This is a genomic window from Streptomyces sp. HPF1205 (assembly GCF_020400825.1).
Lineage (GTDB): Bacteria > Actinomycetota > Actinomycetes > Streptomycetales > Streptomycetaceae > Actinacidiphila.
On record NZ_JAINVH010000026.1, the window covers coordinates 36,553 to 58,960 of the forward strand.

Consider the following 22,408-nt stretch of genomic DNA (forward strand, 5'->3'; position numbering starts at 1 on the left):
GCCCTCCCCGAAGTCACCGGTAGGCCGGATGGGTCGGTGCCCGCGCGGCCCATACCGTCATGGGTGAACGAAGCGGCAGGTCAGCCGCCACCCACGACGAATCCTTACAAGGGGGCACCCCGTGAGTCGCGCACGCGCACACGGCAGCAGATTGGGCATCGCGGCGGCGATGGGCGGTTGGAGCGCCCGTCACCGCTGGGCGGCGGTGGGCGGCTGGCTGCTTTTCGTCGTCCTCGTCATGCTTCTCGGGCAGGCAGCGGGCCGGCACGACGTCGACGAGGACCGGTCGATGCCCGGCGAGGTCAGCCAGGCCGCCACCATCCAGGACGACGCCGGGCTGCGGGGCAAGGCGGGCGAGATGGTGCTGATCCAGGTCAGGGGCGGCACGGGCACCACCGCCGACCCGGCCTTCCGCGGCGCCGTCGGCGATGTCGTCACCGCCATCAAGGCGACCGGCAAGGTGACCGCGGTGACCTCGCCGTACGACACCAAGGCCGTCTCCGCCGACCACCGCAGCGCGCTCGTCAAGTTCGACATGCTCGGCGACAAGAAGACCGCGGCGGACCGGGTGCAGCCGGTGCTGGACGCGGTGGCCGGGGTGCAGGCCCGGCATCCGTCCCTGCGGATCGAGGAGTTCGGCGACGCCAGCTCCGACAAGGCGGTCAGCAACGCCTTCGGCAGCGACTTCAAGACCGCCGAGTACTCGGCGCTGCCGCTGGCGCTGGGCATCCTGCTGATCGCGTTCGGCGCCCTGGTGGCCGCGCTGCTGCCCGTGATGCTCGCGATGACCGCGTTCCTCGGGGCGACGGGCGTGGTGGCGCTGGTCAGCCACTCGGTGCCGATGAGCGACACCGCCAACTCGGTCATGCTGCTGGTCGGCCTCGCGGTCGGTGTCGACTACTGCCTGTTCTACCTGCGCCGGGAGCGCGAGGAGCGGGCCGCGGGCCACGACCCGGCGACCGCGCTGCGCATCGCGGCCGCCACCTCCGGCCGGGCGATCCTGATCTCCGGTGTCACCGTGATCGTCGCCATGGCCGGCATGCTCTTCACCGGCATCGGCGACTTCAAGGCGATGGGCGTGGCCACGATGATCGTCGTCGCCATCGCCATGGTCGGCTCGGTCACCGTGCTGCCCGCCCTGCTGTCGCTGCTCGGCGAGCGGGTCGAGAAGGGCCGCGTGCCGCTGCTCGGCCGGATCGCCAGGTCCCGCACCGGCCGCACCGGCGGCACCGGCGGCAGCCGCTTCTGGCGGACCGTGCTGCGCCCGGTGCTGCGTCACCCCAAGGGCGCCACGCTGCTGGCCGGCGGCGCGCTGATCGCCATCGCCCTGCCCGCGTTCGGCATGCACTCCGCGAACCTGTCCACGGACCAGGAACTCGGCGACCACCTGCCGATCATCCAGACCTACGACCGGATCAACGCCGCCTTCCCCGGCGGCCCCGACCCCGCCCACGTCGTCGTCAAGGCCGACGCGATCGACTCCCCGGCGGTACGCAAGGCCATCTCCGACTTCCGCACCGAGGCCGTCGCCTCCGGGGCCAGCCGCGGCCCGGTCACGGTGACCGTGCACACCCCGCAGAACATCGCGGAGATCGACGTGCCGCTGGCCGGCGGCACCGACCACGACAAGGCCGAGTCCGACCTGCGGCTGCTGCGCGACCACGTGCGGCCGGACACGCTCGGCCGGGTGGCCGGACTCCAGGCGCCGATCACCGGAGAGACGGCGGGCTCGATGGACTTCACCCACAAGATCACCAGCAGTGTGCTGCCGGTCTTCGCCTTCGTGACCGTCTTCGCCTTCCTGCTGATGCTGCTGTCCTTCCGGTCGCTGACCATCGCGCTGACCTCGATCGCGCTGAACCTGCTCTCGGTGGGCGCCGCCTACGGCATCCTGACCGTGGTCTTCCAGCACGGCGTCGGCGCCTCGCTGGTCGGCGCCACCGGGACCGGCGCGGTGGTGGCCTGGCTGCCGCTGTTCCTGTTCGTGATCCTGTTCGGCCTGAGCATGGACTACCACGTGTTCGTCGTCTCCCGGATCCGTGAGGCCAGGATGCGCGGGCTGACCACCAAGGGCGCCATCGAGCACGGCATCACCACCACCGCCGGTGTCGTCACCAGCGCCGCCGTGATCATGGTCGCGGTCTTCGCGATCTTCGGCACGCTGTCGATGCAGAGCATGAAGCAGATGGGCGTGGGCCTGGCCTTCGCGGTGCTGATCGACGCCACGGTCATCCGCGGGGTGCTGCTGCCGTCGGTGATGTCGCTGCTCGGCGAGCGCAACTGGTACCTGCCGCGCTGGATGCACCGGCTGCCCGACCTGACCCACGACGAGTCGGCCCTCCCCGTGCCGCCGGTGGCCGCCGACCGCCCGAGCACCCCGCTCCACGACCCGGTCTACCGCGCCTGACCTGCGCGTATCCCGAACAGTGCCCCCGTGCCGACTTCGGTGCGGGGGCACTGTCAGTGGGGTTGAGTACGGTGGGGACCATGACCGTACGGGAGAGCGCGGGCGGCGGCGCGGTAGCCGCCGCGGAGGTCGAGGACCGGCTGGAGGAGCACAGGTCCGAGCTGACGGGGTACTGCTACCGGATGCTCGGATCGGTCTTCGAGGCCGAGGACGCGGTGCAGGAGACGATGGTGCGGGCCTGGCGGGCCGCGGACCGCTTCGAGGGGCGGTCCTCGCTGCGCTCGTGGCTGTACCGGATCGCCACGAACGTCTGCATGGACAGTCTGAACGCGGGCAAGCGCCGGGCCAGGCCGATGGACCTGTCCCCCGCCTCGCACCACGACGCGGCACTGCCGGCCGCCACCCCGGAATCGGTGTGGGTCGAGCCGGTGCCCGACGCGCGGGCGCTGCCGTCCGGCGGGGACCCGGCGGACCTGGTGGTCGCCCGGGAGACCATCCGGCTGGCATTCGTGGCCGCGCTGCAGCACCTGCCGCCCCGGCAGCGGGCGGTGCTGATCCTGCGCGAGGTGCTGGCCTGGCGGGCGTCCGAGACCGCGGAGCTGCTGGGCACCACGGTCGCCTCGGTCAACAGCGCGCTGCAGCGGGCCCGGGCCACGCTCTCGGCGGCGGGCGTCGCGGCGCCCGGCACGTCGCCGGACGGGGACGCGGCCGCGGTGCCCGCGCCCGCGATGGACGACGAGCGGGAGGCGCTGCTGGCCCGCTACGTCGACGCCTTCGAGCGGTACGACATGGAGTCGCTGACCAAGCTGCTGCACGAGGACGCCACCTTGTCCATGCCGCCCTACCCGCTGTGGCTGCGCGGCCACGAGGACATATGCGGCTGGATGCTGGGCACGGGCCACCAGTGCGAGGGATCGCGGCTGCTTCCCGTGGCGGCGAACGGCTCGCCCGCCTTCGCCCAGTACCGGCTTGCCGAGGACGGCAGCCACTACGCCTGGGCGCTGCAGGTGCTGGAGATCGCCGACGGGAAGATCACCGGGCTCAACTCATTCCTGGACACCGCCCGGCTGTTCCCCCTCTTCGGCCTCCCACTCGAACTCCCCGGCTAAACCGGTCAGTTCGAGCATCCGCCGCACCTCGGGGGAGGCGCCGCGCAGCCGGATCCGGCGGCCGGCCCGGCGCGCGGCCAGCCGCAGCCTGGCCAGGGCGGCAACCGCGCCCAGCCCCCCACCGGACCCCCACACCCCGCCCGGCCCGGGCAGACCCCCCAGTCCGCGGATGTCGATGACGACCTCGGCGCCACGCGCCGGAGGCGGGCAGGCGGGCGAACCCGCGGCGGGGCCCGCGGGCGGGCAGGCGGGCGGCTCCGGGGCGGGGTTCACGGACGGGTCGGTGAACGGGGCGGCCGGTTTTGCGGGCGGGCCGGGGGCCGGGTCCGCGGGCTGGTCCGTGGCCGTCGCGGCAGGCGGACCAGCACCCGGGCACGCAGGGGGGCCGGCACCCGGACCGGCCGCCGCCTCTGGCGGCGGGTCGGTGAACGGGGCGGCCGGGTCCGCGGGCGGGCCGGGGGCCGGGCCGGGGGCCGGGCCGGGGGCCGGGCCGGGCCGCCGCTCGGGGGCGGCAGGCGGGGCGCTCGCCGCCGGGCCGGGCCGCGGCGGGCCCGCGCCCTGGCCCGGATCCGGTCGGTCCTGATCGCCTTGCCCCCCGGCCGCCGTCACGAGTTCCTCCTTGTCGCGGCCCCCCTTGGGCCTCCCCGACATACGGACCCGCCGCGAGGCGGTAACTCATCGGTGGCGGCACTTTGTATTCGCGGCGAGTTGGCAGGAAACCCGGAGTAAAACGGGGGCGCGCGGATGCAAGACTTTCCTTGTCCGAACGTTCCGCCGATGACGCGGGCATATCCGCGGGCATCGGCGGGCACCGGCAGGTGGCGGCGACTTCGAGAGGCGGGGCATGGCGGACGCGTTGTTCACAGAGGACAGGGCGCGGGCGGTGCTGGAGGCCGCCGGGCACCCGGAGGCCGAGCTGCTCTCCTTCGGGGAGAACGCGGTCTTCGCCGCCGGGCGTCTGGTGATCAAGGTGGGACGCGGGGCCGAACTGCTGGAGCGGGCCAGGCGCGAGGTTCGGGTGGCCGACTGGCTCGCCAAGCACGACGTGCCGGCCGTGCGGTCGGCCGAGTCCGAGGTACGGCTGGTCGAGAGCCATCCGGTCACGTACTGGCAACGCCTGCCGGAGTCGCTGCGGCCCGCCGAACCGGCCGACGTGGCACCGCTGCTGACGTTGGTGCACGCACTGCCCGAGCCGGACTTCGGACTGCCGTCCCGGGACCTGCTGGGCGGGATGGAGCGCTGGTTGCGCTCGGCCGGAACCGCCATCGACCCGGCGGACGCGGCCTACCTGCGCAAGAGGCGGGACCGCTTCGCCGAGCAGGCCGCCGCCCTGGTCCCCCGGCTGCCACGCGGGCCCATCCACGGCGACGCGCTGCCCCGCAACGTCCACATCGGCCCGGACGGCCCCGTCCTGGTCGACCTGGAGACCTTCTCCTCCGACCTGCGCGAGCACGACCTGGTCGTCCACGCGCTCAGCCGGGACCGCTACGGGGTGCCGACCGCGGCTTACGACGCCTTCACCGCCGCTTACGGCTGGGACGTCCGGGAGTGGGAGGGCTACGAGGTACTGCGCGGCGCCCGCGAGACCGCCGCCTGCGCCTGGGTGGCCCAGCACACCCCCACGAACCCGTCCGCCCTCACCGAGTTCCGCCGAAGAGTCGCCTCCTTGCGCGCGGGCGACCCGACCGTCCGCTGGTACTCCTTCTGAGCCGTTCCCGCTCCCGCGCGCCCCCCGGGGGGCGCGGGGCCTCGTTCGCGACCCGTCCGGGCCCGCGTACGCATCCCGGCCGTCCGCCCGGCGCGCCCGTACGGCCCCCGTTCCCTCGTACGGCCCCCGTTCCCCCGTGCGATCCGCGGCCCAACCGCACGTACGGGTCGCGGGGCCGCGCTACGCCGCTCGCAGCGGCCAGTGCGGGTCGACCACGGCGTCGGCGGTGCCCTTGCGGCGCAGCCACGCCCCGAAGTCCTCGGCCCAGGCCGCGTACCACCCGGACTGGGACTCGTGCAGCTCGGCGGGGGCGGCGGCGCCGACCTCCGGGAAGCGCACGGCTATCGCGCGGGCCACCCGCACCGCGGCCAGCGCGTCGGCGCCCGCCTCGTGGGCGCCTTCCAACGGCACCCCGTAGACCCGGCAGGCGGCCTCCAGGGTTCGCTTCCCGCGGCGGTACTTGTCCAGGGCGCGGTCCATCACCAGCGGGTCGATCACCGGCCCGGTCCGCCCGCCGGGGGCGACCAGCGGGGGCAGCGCGTACCGCCGCAACTCCTCGTCGAGCAGGGTCAGGTCGAAGGGCGCGTTGTAGACCACGACCGGCACCTGGGCGGCCCAGTAGCCGCGCACCGCGTCGGCGATCTCGGCGGCGACCTCAGGGGCGGGACGGCCCTCGGCTGCCGCGCGCTCGGTGCTGACCCCGTGGATCGCCGTGGTCTCGGGCGGGATCGGCACCCCCGGGTCGGCCAGCCACTTCCGGTGCCGCACCGGCTCTCCCCCCTTGACCTCGGTGACCGCGGCGGTCACGATCCGTGCGTGCCGCGGATCCGTCCCCGTGGTCTCCAGGTCGAAGCCGACCAGCAGATCCTCGTGCCATGCCATGGCGAGTCCTTCCCACCCGATTCCCCCTGTGCCCTGCCATCATCCCGTGCGCCACTGACAATTCCGCCGCCGCGGGATCTTCACGGGTGAATCGCAGGACGAAAGTTGACGCTCCCTCGGCAGATCCCCCCGGAGAACCACTTTCAGGACACCGGCCGCGAATCCCCCCAGATCCCCTCGAACTCCTCGCGGTACACCTCGAAGAGCCCGCTCTCCGCCGGCCGGTCGCTCTCCACCACCCGGCTGGAGGAGCCGCGCAGCACCATCACCGGCACTTCCATGCCGCGCGCCCGCCGCAGGTACGTCTGCACCACCGCCAGCCCGTCGCCGCCGTCCCCGGCGATCAGGTAGGCGGTGAAGCGGGGCGTCTCGTCGTACACCTGGATCTCGAAGGCGCCCTGGTCGCGCAGCCGGGCACGGACCCGGCGCATGTGCATGATGTTCATCTCCACCGAGCGGCTCAGCTCACCGCGGCCCAGGCCCAGTTCGCGTTCGCGGCGGCGCACCGCGCTGCTGGCCGGATTGAGGAACAGCAGCCTGACCCGGCAGCCGGACTCCACGAGCCGGACCAGCCGCCGCCCGGAGAAGTTCTGCACCAGCAGGTTCAGACCGATGCCCACGGCGTCCAGCCGGCGCGCGCCGGAGAAGAGGTCCTCGACCGGCAACTGGCGCTGCAGCCGCACCCGGTCGGGGTAGACGCCGATGACGTCGGAGTAGCGGTCGGCGACCAGCTCCTCCACCGCGTCCACCGGCAGCCGCTGAGCCGCCGTACGGGAGGGGCCCGCGCCCAGCAGCTCCAGCACCTTGGCCGAGGCGCGCTCGGCCTGGTCCAGCACCGTCCTGGACAGCGCCCGGTTGCGGGAGACGACGTGCCGGGCCACTTCCAGCTCGTCCAGGGCCAGTTCCAGCTCGCGCCGGTCGTCGAAGTAGGGCTCGAAGCAGGGCCAGTGCTGGACCACCAGTTCGCGCAGCTGCGGCAGCGTCAGGAAGCTGAGCACATTGTCGTCGGCCGGGTCGAGCAGGTAGCCCTTGCGGCGGCTCACCTCCCGTACGGCCACCGCGCGCTGCACCCATTCGTGGCCCGCCGGGCCGGCCGCGGCGACCACCCACTCCTCGCCGTGCACCGGTTCGTAGATCGGGCGCAGCACGGCGTTCACCACGGACCGCAGCCGCTGCTCGACGAGATTCAGCCACACATATGCCCGGCCGGCCCTGGTGGCGCGGGTGCGCACCTCGGCCCAGACGTCGGCGCCCCAGTCCAGTTCCGCTCCGATCTCCAGCGGCGCGGCGAGGGAGACCGCGCCTGCCGCCCCTTCGCCGCCGTCGGGGACGTGCCGGTCACCCTGCTCACCACCACCCGGGAGCATCAGACCTCCGGACGTCTCCACGTAACCGCCTCCCACCCCCCGTCCACGATCAAGGAAGGGTACAGCGGCGGGCAGGGCATCGCAGCCTTAACGACCCTACTTGACTACTACCGGACAACCTCATCACCTCCGCGGTCGCTGCCTGTTGTGGCTGTGTCACCCTCGGGTGGGACCGGATGGGAGGATGCCCCTTCGGCAAGGTAACTGCCGGACGGGCGGTCCGGGGCCTGTGAGCGCCAGAATGAACCGCACAGGAACAGCCGCCGTGTCCGGTACGGGAGTGGAAGAGTCACGACATGCAAGTCTGGCCGGGTCATTCGTACCCCCTCGGGGCCACCTTCGACGGGGCGGGGACGAACTTCGCCGTCTTCTCCGAGGTCGCCTCGCGCGTCGAGTTGTGCCTGCTGCACGACGACGGCTCCGAGACGGCGATCGAGCTGCGCGAGGCGGACGCCTTCGTGCGGCACGCCTATCTGCCGGGCGTGATGCCCGGTCAGCGGTACGGGTTCCGGGTGCACGGCCCGTACGACCCGCCCCGCGGTCACCGCTGCAACTCCGCGAAACTGCTGCTGGACCCGTACGCCAAGGCGATAAGCGGCGACATGGACTGGGACGAGGCCGTCTACGGCTACCACTTCGGCGAGCCGGACTCCCGCAACGACCTGGACTCCGCCCCGCACACGATGACCTCGGTCGTGGTCAATCCGTACTTCGACTGGGCCGACGACCGCCCGCCGCGGATCGACTACCACAAGACGATCCTGTACGAGGCCCACGTCAAGGGCCTGACGATGACCCACCCGGAGCTGCCGGAGGAGATCCGCGGCACTTATGCCGCGCTCGCGCACCCGGCGGTGATCGGCCATCTGGTGGAACTCGGGGTGACCACCCTGGAGCTGATGCCGGTGCACCAGTTCATCCAGGACCACCGGCTGGTGGACGCGGGGCTGGCCAACTACTGGGGTTACAACACCATCGGCTTCTTCGCGCCGCACCACGCGTACTGCTCGCTGGGCGACCGCGGCCAGCAGGTGCTGGAGTTCAAGACGGCGGTGCGCGCCCTGCACCGGGCCGGCATCGAGGTCATCCTGGACGTGGTCTACAACCACACGGCGGAGGGGAGCCACCTGGGCCCCACCTTGTCGCTGCGCGGCATCGACAACGCCTCGTACTACCGGCTGGCGGGCGACAAGCGTTACTACATGGACACCACGGGCACCGGTAACTCGCTGCTGATGCGCAGCCCGCACGTGCTGCAAATGATCATGGACAGCCTGCGCTACTGGGTGACCGAGATGCACGTCGACGGCTTCCGCTTCGACCTGGCGGCCACCCTGGCCCGGCAGTTCCACGAGGTGGACCGGCTGTCGTCCTTCTTCGACCTGGTGCAGCAGGACCCGGTGGTCTCCCAGGTCAAGCTGATCGCCGAGCCGTGGGACGTGGGCGAGGGCGGCTACCAGGTCGGCAACTTCCCGCCGCTGTGGACGGAGTGGAACGGCAAGTTCCGCGACACGGTACGGGACCTGTGGCGGGGCGAGAGCGCCACGCTCGCGGAGTTCGGCTCCCGGCTGACCGGCTCCTCCGACCTCTACCAGGACGACGGCCGCCGCCCGCTGGCCTCCATCAACTTCGTCACCTGCCACGACGGGTTCACCCTGCGCGACCTGGTCTCGTACAACGACAAGCACAACGAGGCCAACGGCGAGAACAACCAGGACGGCGAGAGCTTCAACCGGTCCTGGAACTGCGGCGCGGAGGGCGAGACCGACGACGAGGGGGTGCGCGCGCTGCGCGCCCGGCAGATGCGCAACTTCATCGCCACCCTGATGGTGTCGCAGGGGGTGCCGATGCTCTCGCACGGCGACGAGTTCGGCCGCACCCAGCGCGGCAACAACAACACCTACTGCCAGGACAACGAGCTGACGTGGGTGCGCTGGCCGGACAAGGCGGGCGGCACGGCGGAGGACGCCGAGGCCCTGCGCATGCACGACTTCCTGCGCTCCATGGTGTGGCTGCGCCGCGACCACCCGGTCTTCCGGCGCCGCCGCTTCTTCCACGGCCGGCCCGTGGAGGGCACCCACGACGAACTGTCGGACATCGCCTGGTTCACCCCGGAGGGCCGCGAGATGACGCGCTCCGACTGGCAGGCCGCGCACGCCAGGTCACTGGTGGTCTTCCTCAACGGCAACGCCATCTCCGAGCCCGGCGCGCGCGGTGAGGCCGTCGTCGACGACTCCTTCCTGCTGATGTTCAACGCGGCGCCCCGCCCCCAGGAGTTCCTGGTGCCGGTCGACCACGGCAAGGAGTGGCACCTGGTGGTGGACACCGAGCGGCCCGACGGCGTGGCGCCCGGCACGGGCGAGCGGGTCCAGGCCGGCGACCGGCTGCTGCTCGCGGACCGCAGCATGGTGGTCCTGCGGCGTCCGGCGGACTGAGGCGGCGGCGGGAACGGGCCGTACGGCGGACCGCGGCGGCGGGCTGAGGCGGCGGCTGAGGCGGCGCGTCCCGGGGGCCGACCGGCTGCCCGGGGCGGATCGGCCCCGGGGCGGATCGGGGCGGATCGCGGCGCCGATCGGACCCGCCGGGCGCGCCATGGCGGCCGATTCGGGGTAGGGAGAAGGCCATGACAGCACACTCCGCGACTCCCGCCGCGACCTACCGGATCCAGGTGCAGCCGCGCTTCACCTTCGCCGACGCCATGGTGATGGTGCCGTACCTCGCGGAGCTGGGCGTCACCCACCTGCACCTGTCGCCGGTGCTGGAGGCGGTGCCCGGCTCCACTCATGGGTACGACGTGGTGGACCACACGCGGGTGCGGGCGGAGCTGGGCGGCGAGGAGGGGCTGCGCGAGCTGTCCCGTACCGCCCGCCGGCACGGGCTCGGGCTCGTCCTGGACGTCGTCCCCAACCACATGGCCGTCCCGGCGCCCGAGTACCTCAACGGCCCGCTGTGGGCCGTGCTGCGCGACGGTCCCGACTCGCCCCGCGCTGCCTGGTTCGACATCGACTGGGCCGCCCAGGGCGGCAAGGTGCTGCTGCCGGTGCTCGGCGAGCCGCTGGAGGACGTCCTCGGCGAGCTGTCGGTCGTTGACGACGAGGCGGCCGGCGGCCGGGTGCTCCGCTACTACGACCACAGGTTCCCGCTGCGGCCCGGCACCGAGGACCTGCCGATGGCCGAGCTGACGGCGGCGCAGTGGTACCGGCTCGCGTACTGGCGCGAGGCCCGCACCGAGCTGAACTACCGGCGCTTCTTCACCATTTCCGACCTCGTGGCGGTCCGGGTGGAGCGGCCCGAGGTGTTCGAGGCCACGCACGCCACCGTGCTGCGGCTGCTGCGCGACGACGTCGTCGACGGGCTGCGGATCGACCATCCCGACGGGCTCGCCGACCCGGCCGGCTACCTGAGGCGGCTCGCGGAGGCGACCGGGGGCCGCTGGACCATCGTGGAGAAGATCCTCCAGCGCGACGAGCGGCTTCCGGCCGATTGGGCGTGCGCGGGCACCACGGGCTACGACGCGCTCGACCGCGTCGACGGCCTGTTCACCGATCCCGCCGGGGTCGCGGACCTCGCCGCCTTCTACCGCGACTTCACCGCCGTCCCCGACGACCGCGGCGGCCGCTGGGAGGCGACCGCCCGCCGCGCCGCCTACCGCGTCGTCACCCGGGACCTGGCGGCCGAGGTCTCCCGGCTGGCACGCGCGGCGGCCCGCGCCCAGGAAGCGGGTACGGCGGCTCCGGCAGCCAGTGGCACGGTAAGGGCCGGCGATCAGTACGGCGCCCCTTACCCGCAGGGCGCCCTGGAGAACGCGCTGCGCGAACTGCTGGTGCGCGTGCCCGTGTACCGCCCGTACGTCCGGCCGGGTGTCCCGGCCTCCCCCGGCGACACCGCGCTGCTGGAGGAGGCCGCGCGGCGGGCCCGCGCGGCGGGCGGGCCGGAGGCGTCGGGGCCGCTGAACCTCGTACGCGACCTGGCGCTCGGCCGGCTGCGCGGCCCGGACGCCGACGACTTCACCGTACGCTTCGCCCAGGTCGCCTCCGCCCTGCACGCGAAGGCGGTCGAGGACTGCGCGTTCTACCGCTACGTCCCGCTGCTGTCCCTGTGCGAGGTCGGCCGCGATCCGGCGCACCCGGCGACCACCCCTGAGGAGTTCCACGCCTACTGCGCCCGGATCGCGCGCGACCACCCGGCCACGGGGACGGTGCTGTCCACCCACGACACCAAGCGCAGCGCCGACCTGCGGCTGCGGCTCGCGGTGCTGTCCGAGCTGTCGGGCGCGTGGCGGGACTGGCTGTCCGGGCGGCGTGAGCACACGCAGCGGCTGGGCGGGCCGCCCGCGCCCGACCGCCACACCGAGTACACCGTCTTCCAGACGGCCGTCGGCCTGGGCTTCTGCGACGCCGACCGGCTCGTGCCGGCCGCCTTGAAGGCCGTCCGGGAGGCGGCCCTGCACACGACGTGGACCGAGCAGGACGAGGCCTACGAGAAGGCCGTCGCGGACTTCACCGGCAACGGCCCCTGCGGCCCGCAGGTCTACGACCTCGCCGAGTTCGGCCGCCGTCTGGATCCGTACGCCACCGCCAACTCGCTCGGTGCCGCGCTGCTGCACCTGACCATGCCGGGCATCCCGGACGTCTACCAGGGCACGGAGTTCCCCGTCCACACCCTGGTCGACCCCGACAACCGGGGCCCGATGGACCGCCCGGCGGACGGTGTCAGGCGCTTCGGCGTCGACGAGACGCTGCGCCGCCTGCTGGACGGCGGCACCCCGCACAACTCCGACGAGGTGAAGCTGCGCCTGACGGCCGTGGCGCTGCGGCTGCGCCGCGACCACCCCGAGTGGTACGGGCCGGCGGCCTCGTACGAGCCGCTGCCCGCCCGGGGGCCCGCGGCGGCCCACTGCGTGGCGTTCGTGCGCGGCGGTGGCGCCCTCACCGCGGTGACCCGGCTCTCCCGCCGCCTTGAAGAGGCGGGCGGCTGGCGCGACACGGTCCTCCCGCTGCCGCAGGGCCGCTGGCACGACCGCCTTGGCGGCGGGGTGTACGAGGGCGAGGTGCCGCTGGCCGGGCTCCTGGCATCGGGCGGCTCGCCCGCGGCGCTGCTCACCCGCGAGTGAACCGCCGCATAGGCGTCGCCTACCCGCGCCCACGCCCCGGCGTCTGGCGTCGGGCGCCCGGTGCCGGGCACGCGCCCTCCTCGCACCTGGCCGGTCGGCAGGACGATCGCACCCGAACGGGCGCCTTGCGGCTGCCGGGGAGGCGGCGCTCACCCGGAAGAGGGATTCGTCTCACCCGTCCGGGGTGACATGGGACCCGGGCCTGGGCAGGGATATGCCGGGGCATGACGGAGGATCGACCGGGCTTTGACCGGACCTTGACCGCTGCTGGACCAGAGGGGAGCCGGGTGTGCTGTTCGAGGTGTGGGCGCCGGACGCCCGCCGGGTGGAGGTCCTCGTCGACGACGGCGGCCACGCCCTCGGCCCGGACCCCGCGCGCCCGGGCTGGTGGCTGGCGGACCTCCCCGCGCGGCCCGGCAGCCGCTACGCGTACGTCCTGGACGGCGGCCCGCCGCTGCCCGATCCCCGCTCCCGGCGCCAGCCGGACGGCCCGGACGGCCGCAGCGCGGTGGTGGACCACGACGCCTTCGCCTGGACCGCGCCCTGGCCCGGCCGCGCGCTGCCCGGCGCCGTCCTCTACGAGCTGCACGTCGGCACCTTCACCCCCGAGGGCACCTTCGACGCGGCCGCGCGGCGGCTGCCGCACCTGGCCCGGCTGGGCGTCACCCATGTCGAGCTGATGCCCGTGTGCCCGTTCCCCGGCCGCCATGGCTGGGGCTACGAGGGCGTGTCGCTGTGGGCGGTGCACGAGCCCTACGGGGGCCCCGAGGGGATGAAGCGATTTGTCGACGCGGCGCACCGGCACTCGCTGGGCGTCGTCCTCGACGTCGTTCACAACCACCTCGGCCCGTCCGGCAACCATCTGCCGCGCTTCGGGCCGTACTTCACCGACCGGCACCACACTCCCTGGGGTGACGCCGTCAACCTGGACGCGCCCGGCTCCGACGAGGTGCGGGACTACCTGATCGGTGCCTCGCTGCAATGGCTGCGGGACTACCGGCTCGACGGCCTGCGGCTGGACGCGGTGCACGCCTTGGTGGACACGCGGGCTCTGCACTTCCTTGAGGAGCTGGCCACCGCCGTGGACGGGCTGTCGGCGGCGCTGGGCCGCCCGCTGTTCCTGATCGCCGAGTCCGACCTGAACGACCCGCGCACCACGGCGCCGCGCGAGGCCGGGGGCCTGGGCCTGCAGGCGCAGTGGAACGACGACTTCCACCACGCCGTGCACACCGCCGTCACCGGCGAGTCGCAGGGCTACTACGCCGACTTCGCCGCCGCCGGGCCGGCCGCCGTCGCCAAGACCCTCACCCATGGCTTCTTCCACGACGGCACCTGGTCGTCCTTCCGCGGCCGCCGCCACGGCCGCCCCCTGGACACCACCGCCGTCCCCGCCCACCGGCTGCTCGGCTACGCCCAGAACCACGACCAGATCGGCAACCGCGCCACCGGCGACCGGATCGCCGCCGACCGGCTCGGGGCCGCCGCCGCGCTCGTCCTCACCGCCCCCTTCACCCCGATGCTGTTCATGGGCGAGGAATGGGGTGCCACCACGCCCTGGCAGTTCTTCACCGACCACGCCGATCCCGAGCTGGGGGCGGCCGTCACCGCGGGCAGGCGGCGGGAGTTCGCCTCCCACGGCTGGGCCGAGCAGGACGTCCCCGATCCGCAGGACCCGGCGACCAGGGACCGCTCCTGCCTGGACTGGGCGGAGCCGGGCGAACCGGTCCACCGCGAGCTGCTGGAGTGGTACCGGGCGCTGATCGCCCTGCGCCGGGCCGAACCGGCGCTCACCGACCCGCAGATGGACGCGGTGTCGGCCACCGCGGGCGGCCGGACCCTGCGGATGGCGCGCGGCCCCTTCCGTACGGTCGTGAACTTCTCCGACGCGCCCGCCCGGGTGCCCCTCGACGTGCCGTGCGACGTGGTGCTGGCCCGGCCCGCCTGCAAGCTGCTGCCCGGCCCCTGCGTCCAGCTCCCGGCGCGCGGGGCGGCCGTCCTGCGGGCGCGGGAGATTACGGTGGACGGGTGACGCAGAGCGAAGCGCGGACCCAGGACCGGACCGCCCAGGAGCACATTGCCCAGGAGCAGGCCGACGGGCGGCGGGAACCGCCGCCGGCGGACTGCGTGCTGTGCGGCGAACCCACGGAGTACCCGGCGAGCACCCGCGGGGCGACGCTGTGCCCGGTGTGCGAGTGGCAGGAGGCGCAGCGCACGGCCTGCTCGGGCTAGGAGTCAGGAGCGCGGGCCGCGGCCGGGAGGCTTCACGATCTCGGACCCTCGGGCCGGACGCTCAGGTCGCCAGCAGCCGGGCGCGGGCCGCCGCCACGTCGAAGTCCGCCGGCGGGTAGGCGGGGCCGAGCTGTTCGAGATGTTCCAGCAGCAGCCGGCTCACCGCCCAGTTGCGGTACCACTTGCGGTCGGCCGGGACCAGGTACCAGGGCGCGGCCTGCGTCGAGCAGCGCTCCAGCACGGCCTCGTACGCCTGCTGGTACGCCGGCCACAGCGCGCGCTCGGTGACGTCGCCGGGGTCGAACTTCCAGTGCTTGTGCGGCTGGTCGAGCCGGGCGAGCAGCCGGTCGCGCTGCTCGGCGTACCCGATGTGCAGGAACACCTTGACCATGGTCACCCCCTCGTCGGCCAGCGACCGCTCGAAGCGGTTGATGGCGGCGTAGCGGCGGCTCCAGGTGGCGCGCGGCACCAGGTCGTGGACGCGGGCGATCAGCACGTCCTCGTAGTGCGAGCGGTCGAACACCCCGATCTCGCCCGGGCCGGGCAGCGCTCTCCTGATCCGCCACAGGAAGGGGTGCGCGCGCTCCTCGGGCGTGGGCGCCTTGAACGCCGTGACCCGTACGCCGGTGGGGTTCAGCCCTGTGACGACGTGCTTGACGGTGCCGCCCTTGCCCGAGGTGTCCATGCCCTGCAGTACGAGCAGCAGCCGCCGGCCGTCCCCGGCCGTGCTCTGCGCGAACAGGCGCTCCTGCAGCGAGGCGAGGCGCTCGCGCGTCCGCGCGGTCTCGGCCTGTGCCCGCTTCTTGCCCGGCGCGCCGGGCGTCGCCCCGGTGTCGTACGCGGCCAGGCGCACCGGCCCGCCGCCGGGCGGAACGCGCAACCGCGACCGCAGACCGCCCCCGCTGCCCTTGTCCCCGCTGCCGCTGTCGCTCCTGTGCCCGCCCTGCTCGTCCCTGGCCATGCCCCGATCCTCCGCCGGATCGGGTGCGGGGACCAGTGGCGTCCGGGCGCGGCCGGACGGGAGGGCCACCGGGCCGCTACCGCGCCAGGCGTCCCGCGTCGCGGGCCAGCGCGGTGAGCCGCGAGACGGCGCGGAAGTACTTCTTGCGGTAGCCGCCGGCCAGCATCTCCTCGGTGAACAGGCGGTCCAGGGCGACTCCGGAGGCCATGACGGGGATCTCGCGGTCGTAGAGGCGGTCGGCCAGGACCACCAGGCGCAGGGCGGTGGCCTGGTCGGTGACCTGCTCGACACCGCGCAGGAAGACGGCCTCGACGCCGTCGCAGAGGGCTCCGTAGCGGCTGGGGTGAACGGTGGCGAGGTGGGCCGCCAGCGCGCGGAAGTCGTCCAGGGCCGCGCCGGGAGTACGGTGGGCCGCCGCGTCGACCTGCTCGTCGGTGTACGGGGCCGGGGCCGCGGGCAGGCCGCGGTGGCGGTAGTCCTCGCCGTCGATCCGCAGCGAGGTGAAGCGGGCGGACAGTCCCTGGATCTCCCGCATGAAGTCGGCCGCGGCGAACCGGCCCTCGCCCAGCCGCCCCGGCAGCGTGTTGGAGGTCGCGGCCAGCCGCACCCCGGCGTCGGCGAGCCTGCCCAGCAGGGTGCTCACCAGGACGGTGTCGCCGGGGTCGTCCAGCTCGAACTCGTCGATGCACACGAGGCGATGGCCGCGCAGGGCCTCGACGGCCCGCTGGAAGCCGAGGGCGCCGACGAGGTTGGTCAGCTCGACGAAGGTGCCGAATGCTTTCTGCTCCCTGGGCGCGGGCGTGGCGTGCCACAGGGAGGCCAGCAGGTGGGTCTTCCCGACGCCGTACCCGCCGTCCAGGTAGACCCCGCCCGGCGTCGCCGCGGCGGCCCGCGGCTGCCGGCGGAACCACTTCTTCCGGCCCTGCTCCGGTCCGCCGGCCGACGAGGCGGCGAACGCCCGCAGCCGCTCCACCGCCTCGGTCTGGCTGGGCCGCGCCGGGTCGGGCTCGTACGTCTCGAAGCGCACCGCGTCGAACCGCGGCGGCGGCACCATCTCGGCGACCAGCCGCCCCGCGTCCGCCCGCGGGGTCCGCTCGCTCAGGGCGACCGGCCGCACTGCGGCGCCGCCGGTCTCCCCGGCCGCCGCCCCGGTTTCCGAACGTTCGAGAGAGGTCGTCACGGCCTCCCACCGTACTCCGTTCGGAGGTGTCACCCGTCACCCGTGTGGCGCACCCCACTCAGGGCCGACCCGGGCGGGGCGAGGGCGGCGGGGCGAGGGCGGCGGGGCGGGCGGCGGGCGGCTCGCGGCACCGTGCCCGCACCGGGCGCGGGCCCCGCGGCGCGTGCCACACTGCCCGCATGCAGCGGCTCTACCCCCCTCCCTCCCCCGGCGACGACGAGGATCTGGACGCACTGCCCGGGCTCGCGCGGGCGTACGCCTACCCCGAGCCCGTGACGCGGCCGTACCTACGGGCCAACATGGTCGGCTCGCTCGACGGTGCCGCCCGGGCCGAGGGGAGGTCGGCCCCGCTGTCCTCACCGGCGGACATGCGGATCTTTGGCGTGCTGCGGGCCCTGGCGGACGTGGTCCTGGTGGGCGCGGAAACGGTCCGGCAGGAGGGCTACCGCCCGGCGAAGGCGCGCCCTGCCTTCGCCGGAGCGCGCGAGGAGCGCGGCCAGGCGCCGGCCCCCGCCGTCGCGGTGCTCTCCCGGCGCCTGGACCTGGACTTCTCCGCCCCGCTCTTCCGGGACCCCGTGGTGCCGACCATGGTCGTCACGGGCGCGGGGGCGCCGCGGGAGGGGCAGGATGCGGCGCGCGCGGCCGGCGCCGAACTGGTGTTCGCGGGCGAGGGCCCGGACGTCGACCCGGTACGGGCGGTGCGCGAGCTGGCGGACCGGGGCTTCGTACGCCTCCTGCACGAGGGCGGCCCGCGCGTCCTCGCCCAGTTCGCGGCCGCCGGGGTGCTCGACGAGCTGTGCCTGACCATTTCCCCGCGGCTCACCGGGGGTGACGCCCCCCGGATCATGAACGGTCCCGGCGTTCCGGGACCGGCCCGCTACACCCCGCTGTCCGTCCTGGAGGAGGACGGTTTCCTCTTCACCCGGTACGTGCGCCGCTGAGCGGCCGCACATACCGCGTGTACCGGGTGCCCGGTTCCGCGACAGGAGCGGAATCGTTCATTCCGTTCAGTTCCGCTTCGCGTCTCGCGGGAACACTTACCGGCGAGTCCCGTGAAGATCGGGGCAGGATGGTTTCCGTGGCGGCCCGCGGCCCGCGGCCGGTGAGCCCCGGGGCCGGCCAGAAAGAAGGAAGCTCCGTGTTCACGACCGTACTCATGATCGAGAAGCCGCTCACCCAGGCCGACGTGGAGCTGGTGACCACGCTCCACGGCGACGAGCCGGTCTCCTTCGTCGTCCTCATGCAGCCGCGCGGCGACCAGGACCGGCTGCTGCGGGCCGTCGACGACGTGGCCCTCGGCTACCTGGAGGAGGCCGCGCGCGAGAACCGGGTGCCCGAGGGCGAGGAGGCCCGGCCGCCCGCCGAGCGGGGCCTGGCGCACTCCGTCGAGGCGCTGCGCGCGGCCGGCGCGCGGGCGGACGGCCAGGTCGTGGAGCACCATCCGCTCGACGCCCTGCGCACGGCGGTCGAGGAGAGCCACGCCGACGAGGTCATCGTCCTGACCGCGCCGCACTTCCTTGAGGAGTTCTTCCACCGCGACTGGACCTCCCGGGCGCGGCACAAGGTGGGGGTGCCGGTGCTCAAGCTCTTCGCGCAGCAGGAGTAGCGGCCGGGCGGCCCGGGTCCGCGCGGGCCGCCCGAGGACGCGGGCGTGCCGCGCGACCGTTCACACCTGCCGGTGGCGCCCGGCCGCGGTGCGAGCCCAGGTGCAAGCCGAGGTGCGACAAGCCGAGGTGCAAGAATCGGAACCCGCGTCCATGCCGACCACGACCCACCCCGGGAGATCCGCGTATGAGCCCGTCCGTTCCCCCCGCGATGGACCGACCGCACTTCATCGGCATCGGCGGCGCCGGGATGTCGGGCATCGCGAAGATCCTCGCCCAGCGCGGGGCGCGGGTGGCCGGCAGCGACGCCAAGGACTCCGACACCGCGCGGGCCCTGCGCGCGCTCGGCGTCACCGTGCACATCGGGCACGACGCCGCCCACCTCGCCCCCGACGCGACCTGCGTGGTGGTCTCCAGCGCGATCCGCGCGGAGAACCCGGAGCTCGCGGCGGCCCGGGAGCGGGGGGTCGCGGTGGTGCACCGCAGCGACGCCCTGGCCGCGCTCATGGCGGGCACCCGGCCGATCGCGGTGGCCGGCACCCACGGCAAGACGACCACCACCTCGATGCTCGCCGTGGCCCTGACCGCGCTCGGCCTGGAGCCCTCGTACGCCATCGGCGGCGACCTGGACGCGCCCGGCTCCAACGCCCACCACGGCGGCGGCGAGGTCTTCGTCGCCGAGGCCGACGAGAGCGACCGCAGCTTCCACACCTACTCACCCGAGGTCGCGGTCGTCCTCAACGTGGAGCTGGACCACCACGCCAACTACGCCTCGCTGGAGGAGATCTACGACTCCTTCCTGACGTTCGCCGGCAAGATCCGGCCCGGCGGCACACTGGTGATCTCCGCCGACCAGCCGGGCGCCGTCGAACTGACCCGCCGGGTGCGGGAGGCGGGGGGCCCGCGGATCGTCACGGTCGGCGAGTCCGGGTCCGCCGACCTGCGCGTCACCAGGATCGAGCCGCGCGGCCTGACCAGCGAGGTCACGGTCCTCCTCCCGGGCGCGGACGGCGGCCCGCTCACCTTCACGGTGTCGGTCCCCGGCCGGCACTACGCGCACAACGCCGCCGCCGCCCTCGCGGCCGGTATCGCGATCGGCGCCCCGGCGCGCGAGCTGGCGGCCGCGCTGGCGACGTACACCGGGGTCAAGCGCCGCCTGCAGCTCAAGGGCGAGGCGGCCGGTGTCCAGGTGATCGACTCCTACGCCCACCACCCCACCGAGATGGCCGCCGACCTGGAGGCGATCCGGGGCGCGGCCGGCGACGCGCGGGTCCTGGTCGTCTTCCAGCCGCACCTGTTCAGCCGCACCAGGGAGCTGGGCGCGCAGATGGGAGCGGCGCTGGCGCTGGCCGACGCCTCGGTGGTGCTGGACATCTACCCGGCGCGGGAGGACCCGGTTCCCGGGGTGACCAGCGAGCTGATCATCGACGCGGCGCGGGCGGCGGGCGCGGACGTCACGGCGGAGCACGACAAGGAGGCCGTCGCGGACGTCGTCGCAGGAATGGCCAAGCACGGCGATCTCGTTCTCACCATGGGCGCCGGCGACGTGACCGATCTCGGTCCCCGGATCCTGGCCCGCCTCGACGCATGAGGAGAACCCGATGCCGTACGAAGTGAACAAGACCGAAGAGCAGTGGCGTGCGGAGCTGTCGCCGCAGGAGTACGCGGTCCTGCGCGAGGCCGGCACCGAGCGTCCGTTCACCGGTGAGTACACCGACACCAAGACCGAGGGCGTCTATTCCTGCCGCGCCTGCGGCGCCGAGCTCTTCCGCTCCGACACCAAGTTCGAGTCGCACTGCGGCTGGCCGTCCTTCTACGACCCGGCCGACTCCAAGGCGGTGGAGCTGATCGAGGACCGCTCGCTCGGGATGGTGCGGGTCGAGGTCCGCTGCGCGCGCTGCGGCTCGCACCTGGGCCACGTCTTCGAGGGCGAGGGCTACCCGACCCCCACCGACCAGCGCTACTGCATCAACTCGATCTCGCTGCGGCTGAGCCCCGAGGAGTGACCCGCGGCCGTCCCCCGGCGGCCGGTCGCCCCGTGGCGTCCGGCCGCCCGGGGCCCGTTCCGTCAGCGGTACGGGTGGCCCGGCCGCCCCGGGCCGGTGGCAGACTGGGCGGGTGAGCAGCCCGTTCCAGCACCAGGCCGCGGACCGTGACGCGGCACCGCAGTTCGTCCTTCCCCTCGTCGTCCGGCTGGAGCGGGACGCACCGCCGCACCGCACCGACGCCCTGGAGACCGCCGCGCGGGCGGTCCTGACGCTGCTGTCGGACGAGCGGGCGACCGCCGAGGACGGCGAGTGGACGCGGGCGGTGCGCGACTGGCAGGACGCCCGGATCCGCAAGGTTGTGCGGCGGGCCCGCGGCGCCGAGTGGCGGCGGGCGGAGGCGCTGCCGGGGATCACGCTGACCGGCGGCTCGGCGCAGGTGCGGGTCTTCCCGCCGGTCCCGCTGGACGGCTGGCCGAAGGACCTCGCCAGGCTGCAGGTCTCCGGCACCGAGCTGGAGGACCCCGAGCCCCCGCCGCCCGCCGACCCGGCGGAGCCGGTGCTCTGGCTGAACCCCGACATCACCATGTCGGCGGGCAAGGCGATGGCACAGGCCGGGCACGGCGCCCAACTGGCCTGGTGGGAGCTGTCCGACGCCGAGCGGAAGTCGTGGCGCGAGGCCGGTTTCCCGCTGGCCGTGCGGACCGCCGCGCCGCAGGCGTGGGCCGGTCTGACCGGCTCCGGTCTGCCGGTGGTCAGGGACGCGGGCTTCACCGAGATCGCCCCCGGCTCCTGCACGGTCGTCGCGGACCACCCGGCGCTGCGCTGACGGCGCCCGGCGCGGACCGCGCGGCTACGGGACGCGGCTACGGGACCGCGCGGCTACGGCAGCAGCACCAGCCGTCCCCGTACGCCCCCGGCGGCGAGCCGGGCGTGCGCCTCGGCGGCCTTCTCCAGGGGGTAGGTGCCGGCGACGCGCAGGGTGATCCGGCCGGCGTCGGCGAGGGCGGACAGCTCGGTCAGGCGCGGCCCGTCGGCGCGCACCCAGACGTTGGAGACGCGGGTGCCCCGCCGCGGGACCGGGTCGGCGCCGTGATTGACCGCCACGAACGAGCCGCCGCCGCGCAGAGCCTCCAGCGCTTCCGTCTTGAGCATGGCGGCGTCGAGGACACCGGCCACCCCGCCGGGGACCAGGGCGCGTACGGCGTCGGCGAGGTTCGTGCCGCGCGGCACGAAGTGCTCGGCGCCGAACCCCCGGACCAGTTCCTCGTCCCGCGCCCCGGCCACGGCGACGACGCGCAGGCCGCGCAGGGCGGCGAGTTCGACCGCGAAGCCGCCCACCCCGCCGGCCGCGCCCGTGACCAGGACCGTCTCGCCCTCGGACAGGCCCAGCAGGTCCAGGCCCTGATCGGCGGTGAGCGCGTTCAGCGGAATGGTGGCCGCCTCGGCGTCGCTCGCGCCGCGCGGCGCGTGGCCGACGTTCCCCCGGTCCAGGACGGCGTGCTGCGCGTACCCGCCCAGCGGCAGGTCGAGGCGGTCGATCAGCCCGATCACCCGGTCGCCGACCGCGAAGCCGGCGCCCTCGCCGACGGCGTCGACCACTCCGGCGACGTCCCAGCCCACCCCGGACTGCTCGCGGGGCTCGGTGAACCCGATCCTGACCAGCACCCCGCCGCGCACCGCGAGGTCCACGGGGTTGACGCCCGCGGCGGCCACGGCGATCCGCACCTGCCCTGGCCCCGGCTCCGGCAGCTCCGCGTCGACGGTCATCAGTGCCTCGGGACCGCCGAAGCCGCGGACGACGACTGCGCGCATGATGATTTCTCCCTGGTCCGTGTACGTGTGCGCGCGGCACCGCTGTGC

Annotated in this window: 18 protein-coding genes; 12 read left to right on the forward strand and 6 right to left on the reverse strand. The window is 74.2% G+C overall.

Features of this window, described 5'->3' with window-relative positions; translation table 11 throughout:
- Positions 1-169 precede the first annotated feature (169 nt).
- The gene (locus tag K7G61_RS25685; RefSeq protein ID WP_225849348.1) at positions 170-2,407 is read left to right on the forward strand and encodes an MMPL family transporter; all 2,238 of its coding nucleotides are present in this window, start codon (positions 170-172) and stop codon (positions 2,405-2,407) included.
- A gap of 80 nt (positions 2,408-2,487) precedes the next feature.
- A complete protein-coding gene (locus K7G61_RS25690) occupies positions 2,488-3,516 on the forward strand; it encodes a sigma-70 family RNA polymerase sigma factor (protein WP_225849349.1) in 1,029 nt (342 codons plus the stop codon).
- Here K7G61_RS25690 and K7G61_RS37050 read toward each other — a convergent pair.
- The gene (locus K7G61_RS37050; protein WP_225849350.1) at positions 3,454-3,789 is read right to left on the reverse strand and encodes an STAS domain-containing protein; all 336 of its coding nucleotides are present in this window, start codon (positions 3,787-3,789) and stop codon (positions 3,454-3,456) included. The two genes, K7G61_RS25690 and K7G61_RS37050, sit on opposite strands and share 63 nt — an antisense overlap.
- 571 nt (positions 3,790-4,360) lie before the next feature.
- Here K7G61_RS37050 and K7G61_RS25700 point away from each other — a divergent pair.
- Positions 4,361-5,224, forward strand: coding sequence for a phosphotransferase enzyme family protein (locus K7G61_RS25700; protein ID WP_225849351.1), 864 nt, complete (start codon positions 4,361-4,363; stop codon positions 5,222-5,224).
- A 180-nt stretch (positions 5,225-5,404) separates the two neighbouring features.
- On the opposite strand, the gene K7G61_RS25705 is transcribed toward K7G61_RS25700, so the two are convergent.
- Together K7G61_RS25705 and K7G61_RS25710 are read right to left on the reverse strand one after the other, a co-directional pair.
- Positions 5,405-6,106, reverse strand: coding sequence for a 3'-5' exonuclease (locus K7G61_RS25705; protein WP_225849352.1), 702 nt, complete (start codon positions 6,104-6,106; stop codon positions 5,405-5,407).
- 143 nt (positions 6,107-6,249) lie between these two features.
- Entirely contained in the window at positions 6,250-7,473 is a 1,224-nt protein-coding gene (locus tag K7G61_RS25710) for an SAV2148 family HEPN domain-containing protein (protein ID WP_225849410.1), read from the reverse strand.
- Between the two features lie 296 nt (positions 7,474-7,769).
- Here K7G61_RS25710 and glgX point away from each other — a divergent pair, with 296 nt between their 5' ends.
- The 4 genes from glgX to K7G61_RS25730 all read left to right on the forward strand — a co-directional run bounded on the left by glgX (position 7,770) and on the right by K7G61_RS25730 (position 14,815).
- Complete coding sequence (glgX, locus tag K7G61_RS25715; protein ID WP_225849353.1) at positions 7,770-9,908, forward strand: glycogen debranching protein GlgX; 2,139 nt, start codon at positions 7,770-7,772, stop codon at positions 9,906-9,908.
- A gap of 188 nt (positions 9,909-10,096) precedes the next feature.
- Positions 10,097-12,586 (forward strand): malto-oligosyltrehalose synthase, encoded by a 2,490-nt coding sequence (gene treY, locus K7G61_RS25720; protein WP_225849354.1) that lies wholly within the window; start codon positions 10,097-10,099, stop codon positions 12,584-12,586.
- 289 nt (positions 12,587-12,875) lie between these two features.
- Positions 12,876-14,615 carry a malto-oligosyltrehalose trehalohydrolase gene (gene treZ / locus K7G61_RS25725; protein ID WP_225849355.1) on the forward strand — a complete coding sequence of 580 codons (1,740 nt, stop codon included), beginning with the start codon at positions 12,876-12,878 and terminating at the stop codon, positions 14,613-14,615.
- A complete protein-coding gene (locus tag K7G61_RS25730; protein WP_225849416.1) occupies positions 14,612-14,815 on the forward strand; it encodes a hypothetical protein in 204 nt (67 codons plus the stop codon). The genes treZ and K7G61_RS25730 overlap by 4 nt, the downstream gene beginning before the upstream one ends.
- Positions 14,816-14,876: 61 nt before the next feature.
- Here K7G61_RS25730 and K7G61_RS25735 read toward each other — a convergent pair whose 3' ends face one another.
- Both K7G61_RS25735 and zapE read right to left on the reverse strand, forming a co-directional pair.
- Positions 14,877-15,776, reverse strand: a complete 900-nt coding sequence (locus K7G61_RS25735) for a polyphosphate kinase 2 family protein (protein ID WP_225849356.1) — start codon at positions 15,774-15,776, stop codon at positions 14,877-14,879.
- A 76-nt stretch (positions 15,777-15,852) separates the two neighbouring features.
- Positions 15,853-16,956 carry a cell division protein ZapE gene (gene zapE / locus K7G61_RS25740; protein ID WP_374204233.1) on the reverse strand — a complete coding sequence of 368 codons (1,104 nt, stop codon included), beginning with the start codon at positions 16,954-16,956 and terminating at the stop codon, positions 15,853-15,855.
- Positions 16,957-17,135: 179 nt separating this feature from the next.
- Between zapE and K7G61_RS25745 the strand changes: the two genes are divergently transcribed.
- The 5 genes from K7G61_RS25745 to K7G61_RS25765 all read left to right on the forward strand — a co-directional run bounded on the left by K7G61_RS25745 (position 17,136) and on the right by K7G61_RS25765 (position 21,374).
- Positions 17,136-17,897, forward strand: a complete 762-nt coding sequence (locus K7G61_RS25745; RefSeq protein WP_225849357.1) for a pyrimidine reductase family protein — start codon at positions 17,136-17,138, stop codon at positions 17,895-17,897.
- Between the two features lie 197 nt (positions 17,898-18,094).
- The gene (locus K7G61_RS25750) at positions 18,095-18,562 is read left to right on the forward strand and encodes an indole-3-glycerol phosphate synthase (protein ID WP_225849358.1); all 468 of its coding nucleotides are present in this window, start codon (positions 18,095-18,097) and stop codon (positions 18,560-18,562) included.
- 185 nt (positions 18,563-18,747) lie between these two features.
- Positions 18,748-20,151 carry a UDP-N-acetylmuramate--L-alanine ligase gene (murC, locus tag K7G61_RS25755; RefSeq protein ID WP_225849359.1) on the forward strand — a complete coding sequence of 468 codons (1,404 nt, stop codon included), beginning with the start codon at positions 18,748-18,750 and terminating at the stop codon, positions 20,149-20,151.
- Between the two features lie 10 nt (positions 20,152-20,161).
- Positions 20,162-20,566, forward strand: a complete 405-nt coding sequence (gene msrB / locus K7G61_RS25760) for a peptide-methionine (R)-S-oxide reductase MsrB (RefSeq protein WP_225849360.1) — start codon at positions 20,162-20,164, stop codon at positions 20,564-20,566.
- A 112-nt stretch (positions 20,567-20,678) separates the two neighbouring features.
- Positions 20,679-21,374 carry a peptidyl-tRNA hydrolase gene (locus K7G61_RS25765; RefSeq protein ID WP_225849361.1) on the forward strand — a complete coding sequence of 232 codons (696 nt, stop codon included), beginning with the start codon at positions 20,679-20,681 and terminating at the stop codon, positions 21,372-21,374.
- 53 nt (positions 21,375-21,427) lie between these two features.
- Here the strand turns inward: K7G61_RS25765 and K7G61_RS25770 are convergent, their stop codons facing one another.
- Positions 21,428-22,360 (reverse strand): NADP-dependent oxidoreductase, encoded by a 933-nt coding sequence (locus K7G61_RS25770; RefSeq protein ID WP_225849362.1) that lies wholly within the window; start codon positions 22,358-22,360, stop codon positions 21,428-21,430.
- Positions 22,361-22,408 lie beyond the last annotated feature (48 nt).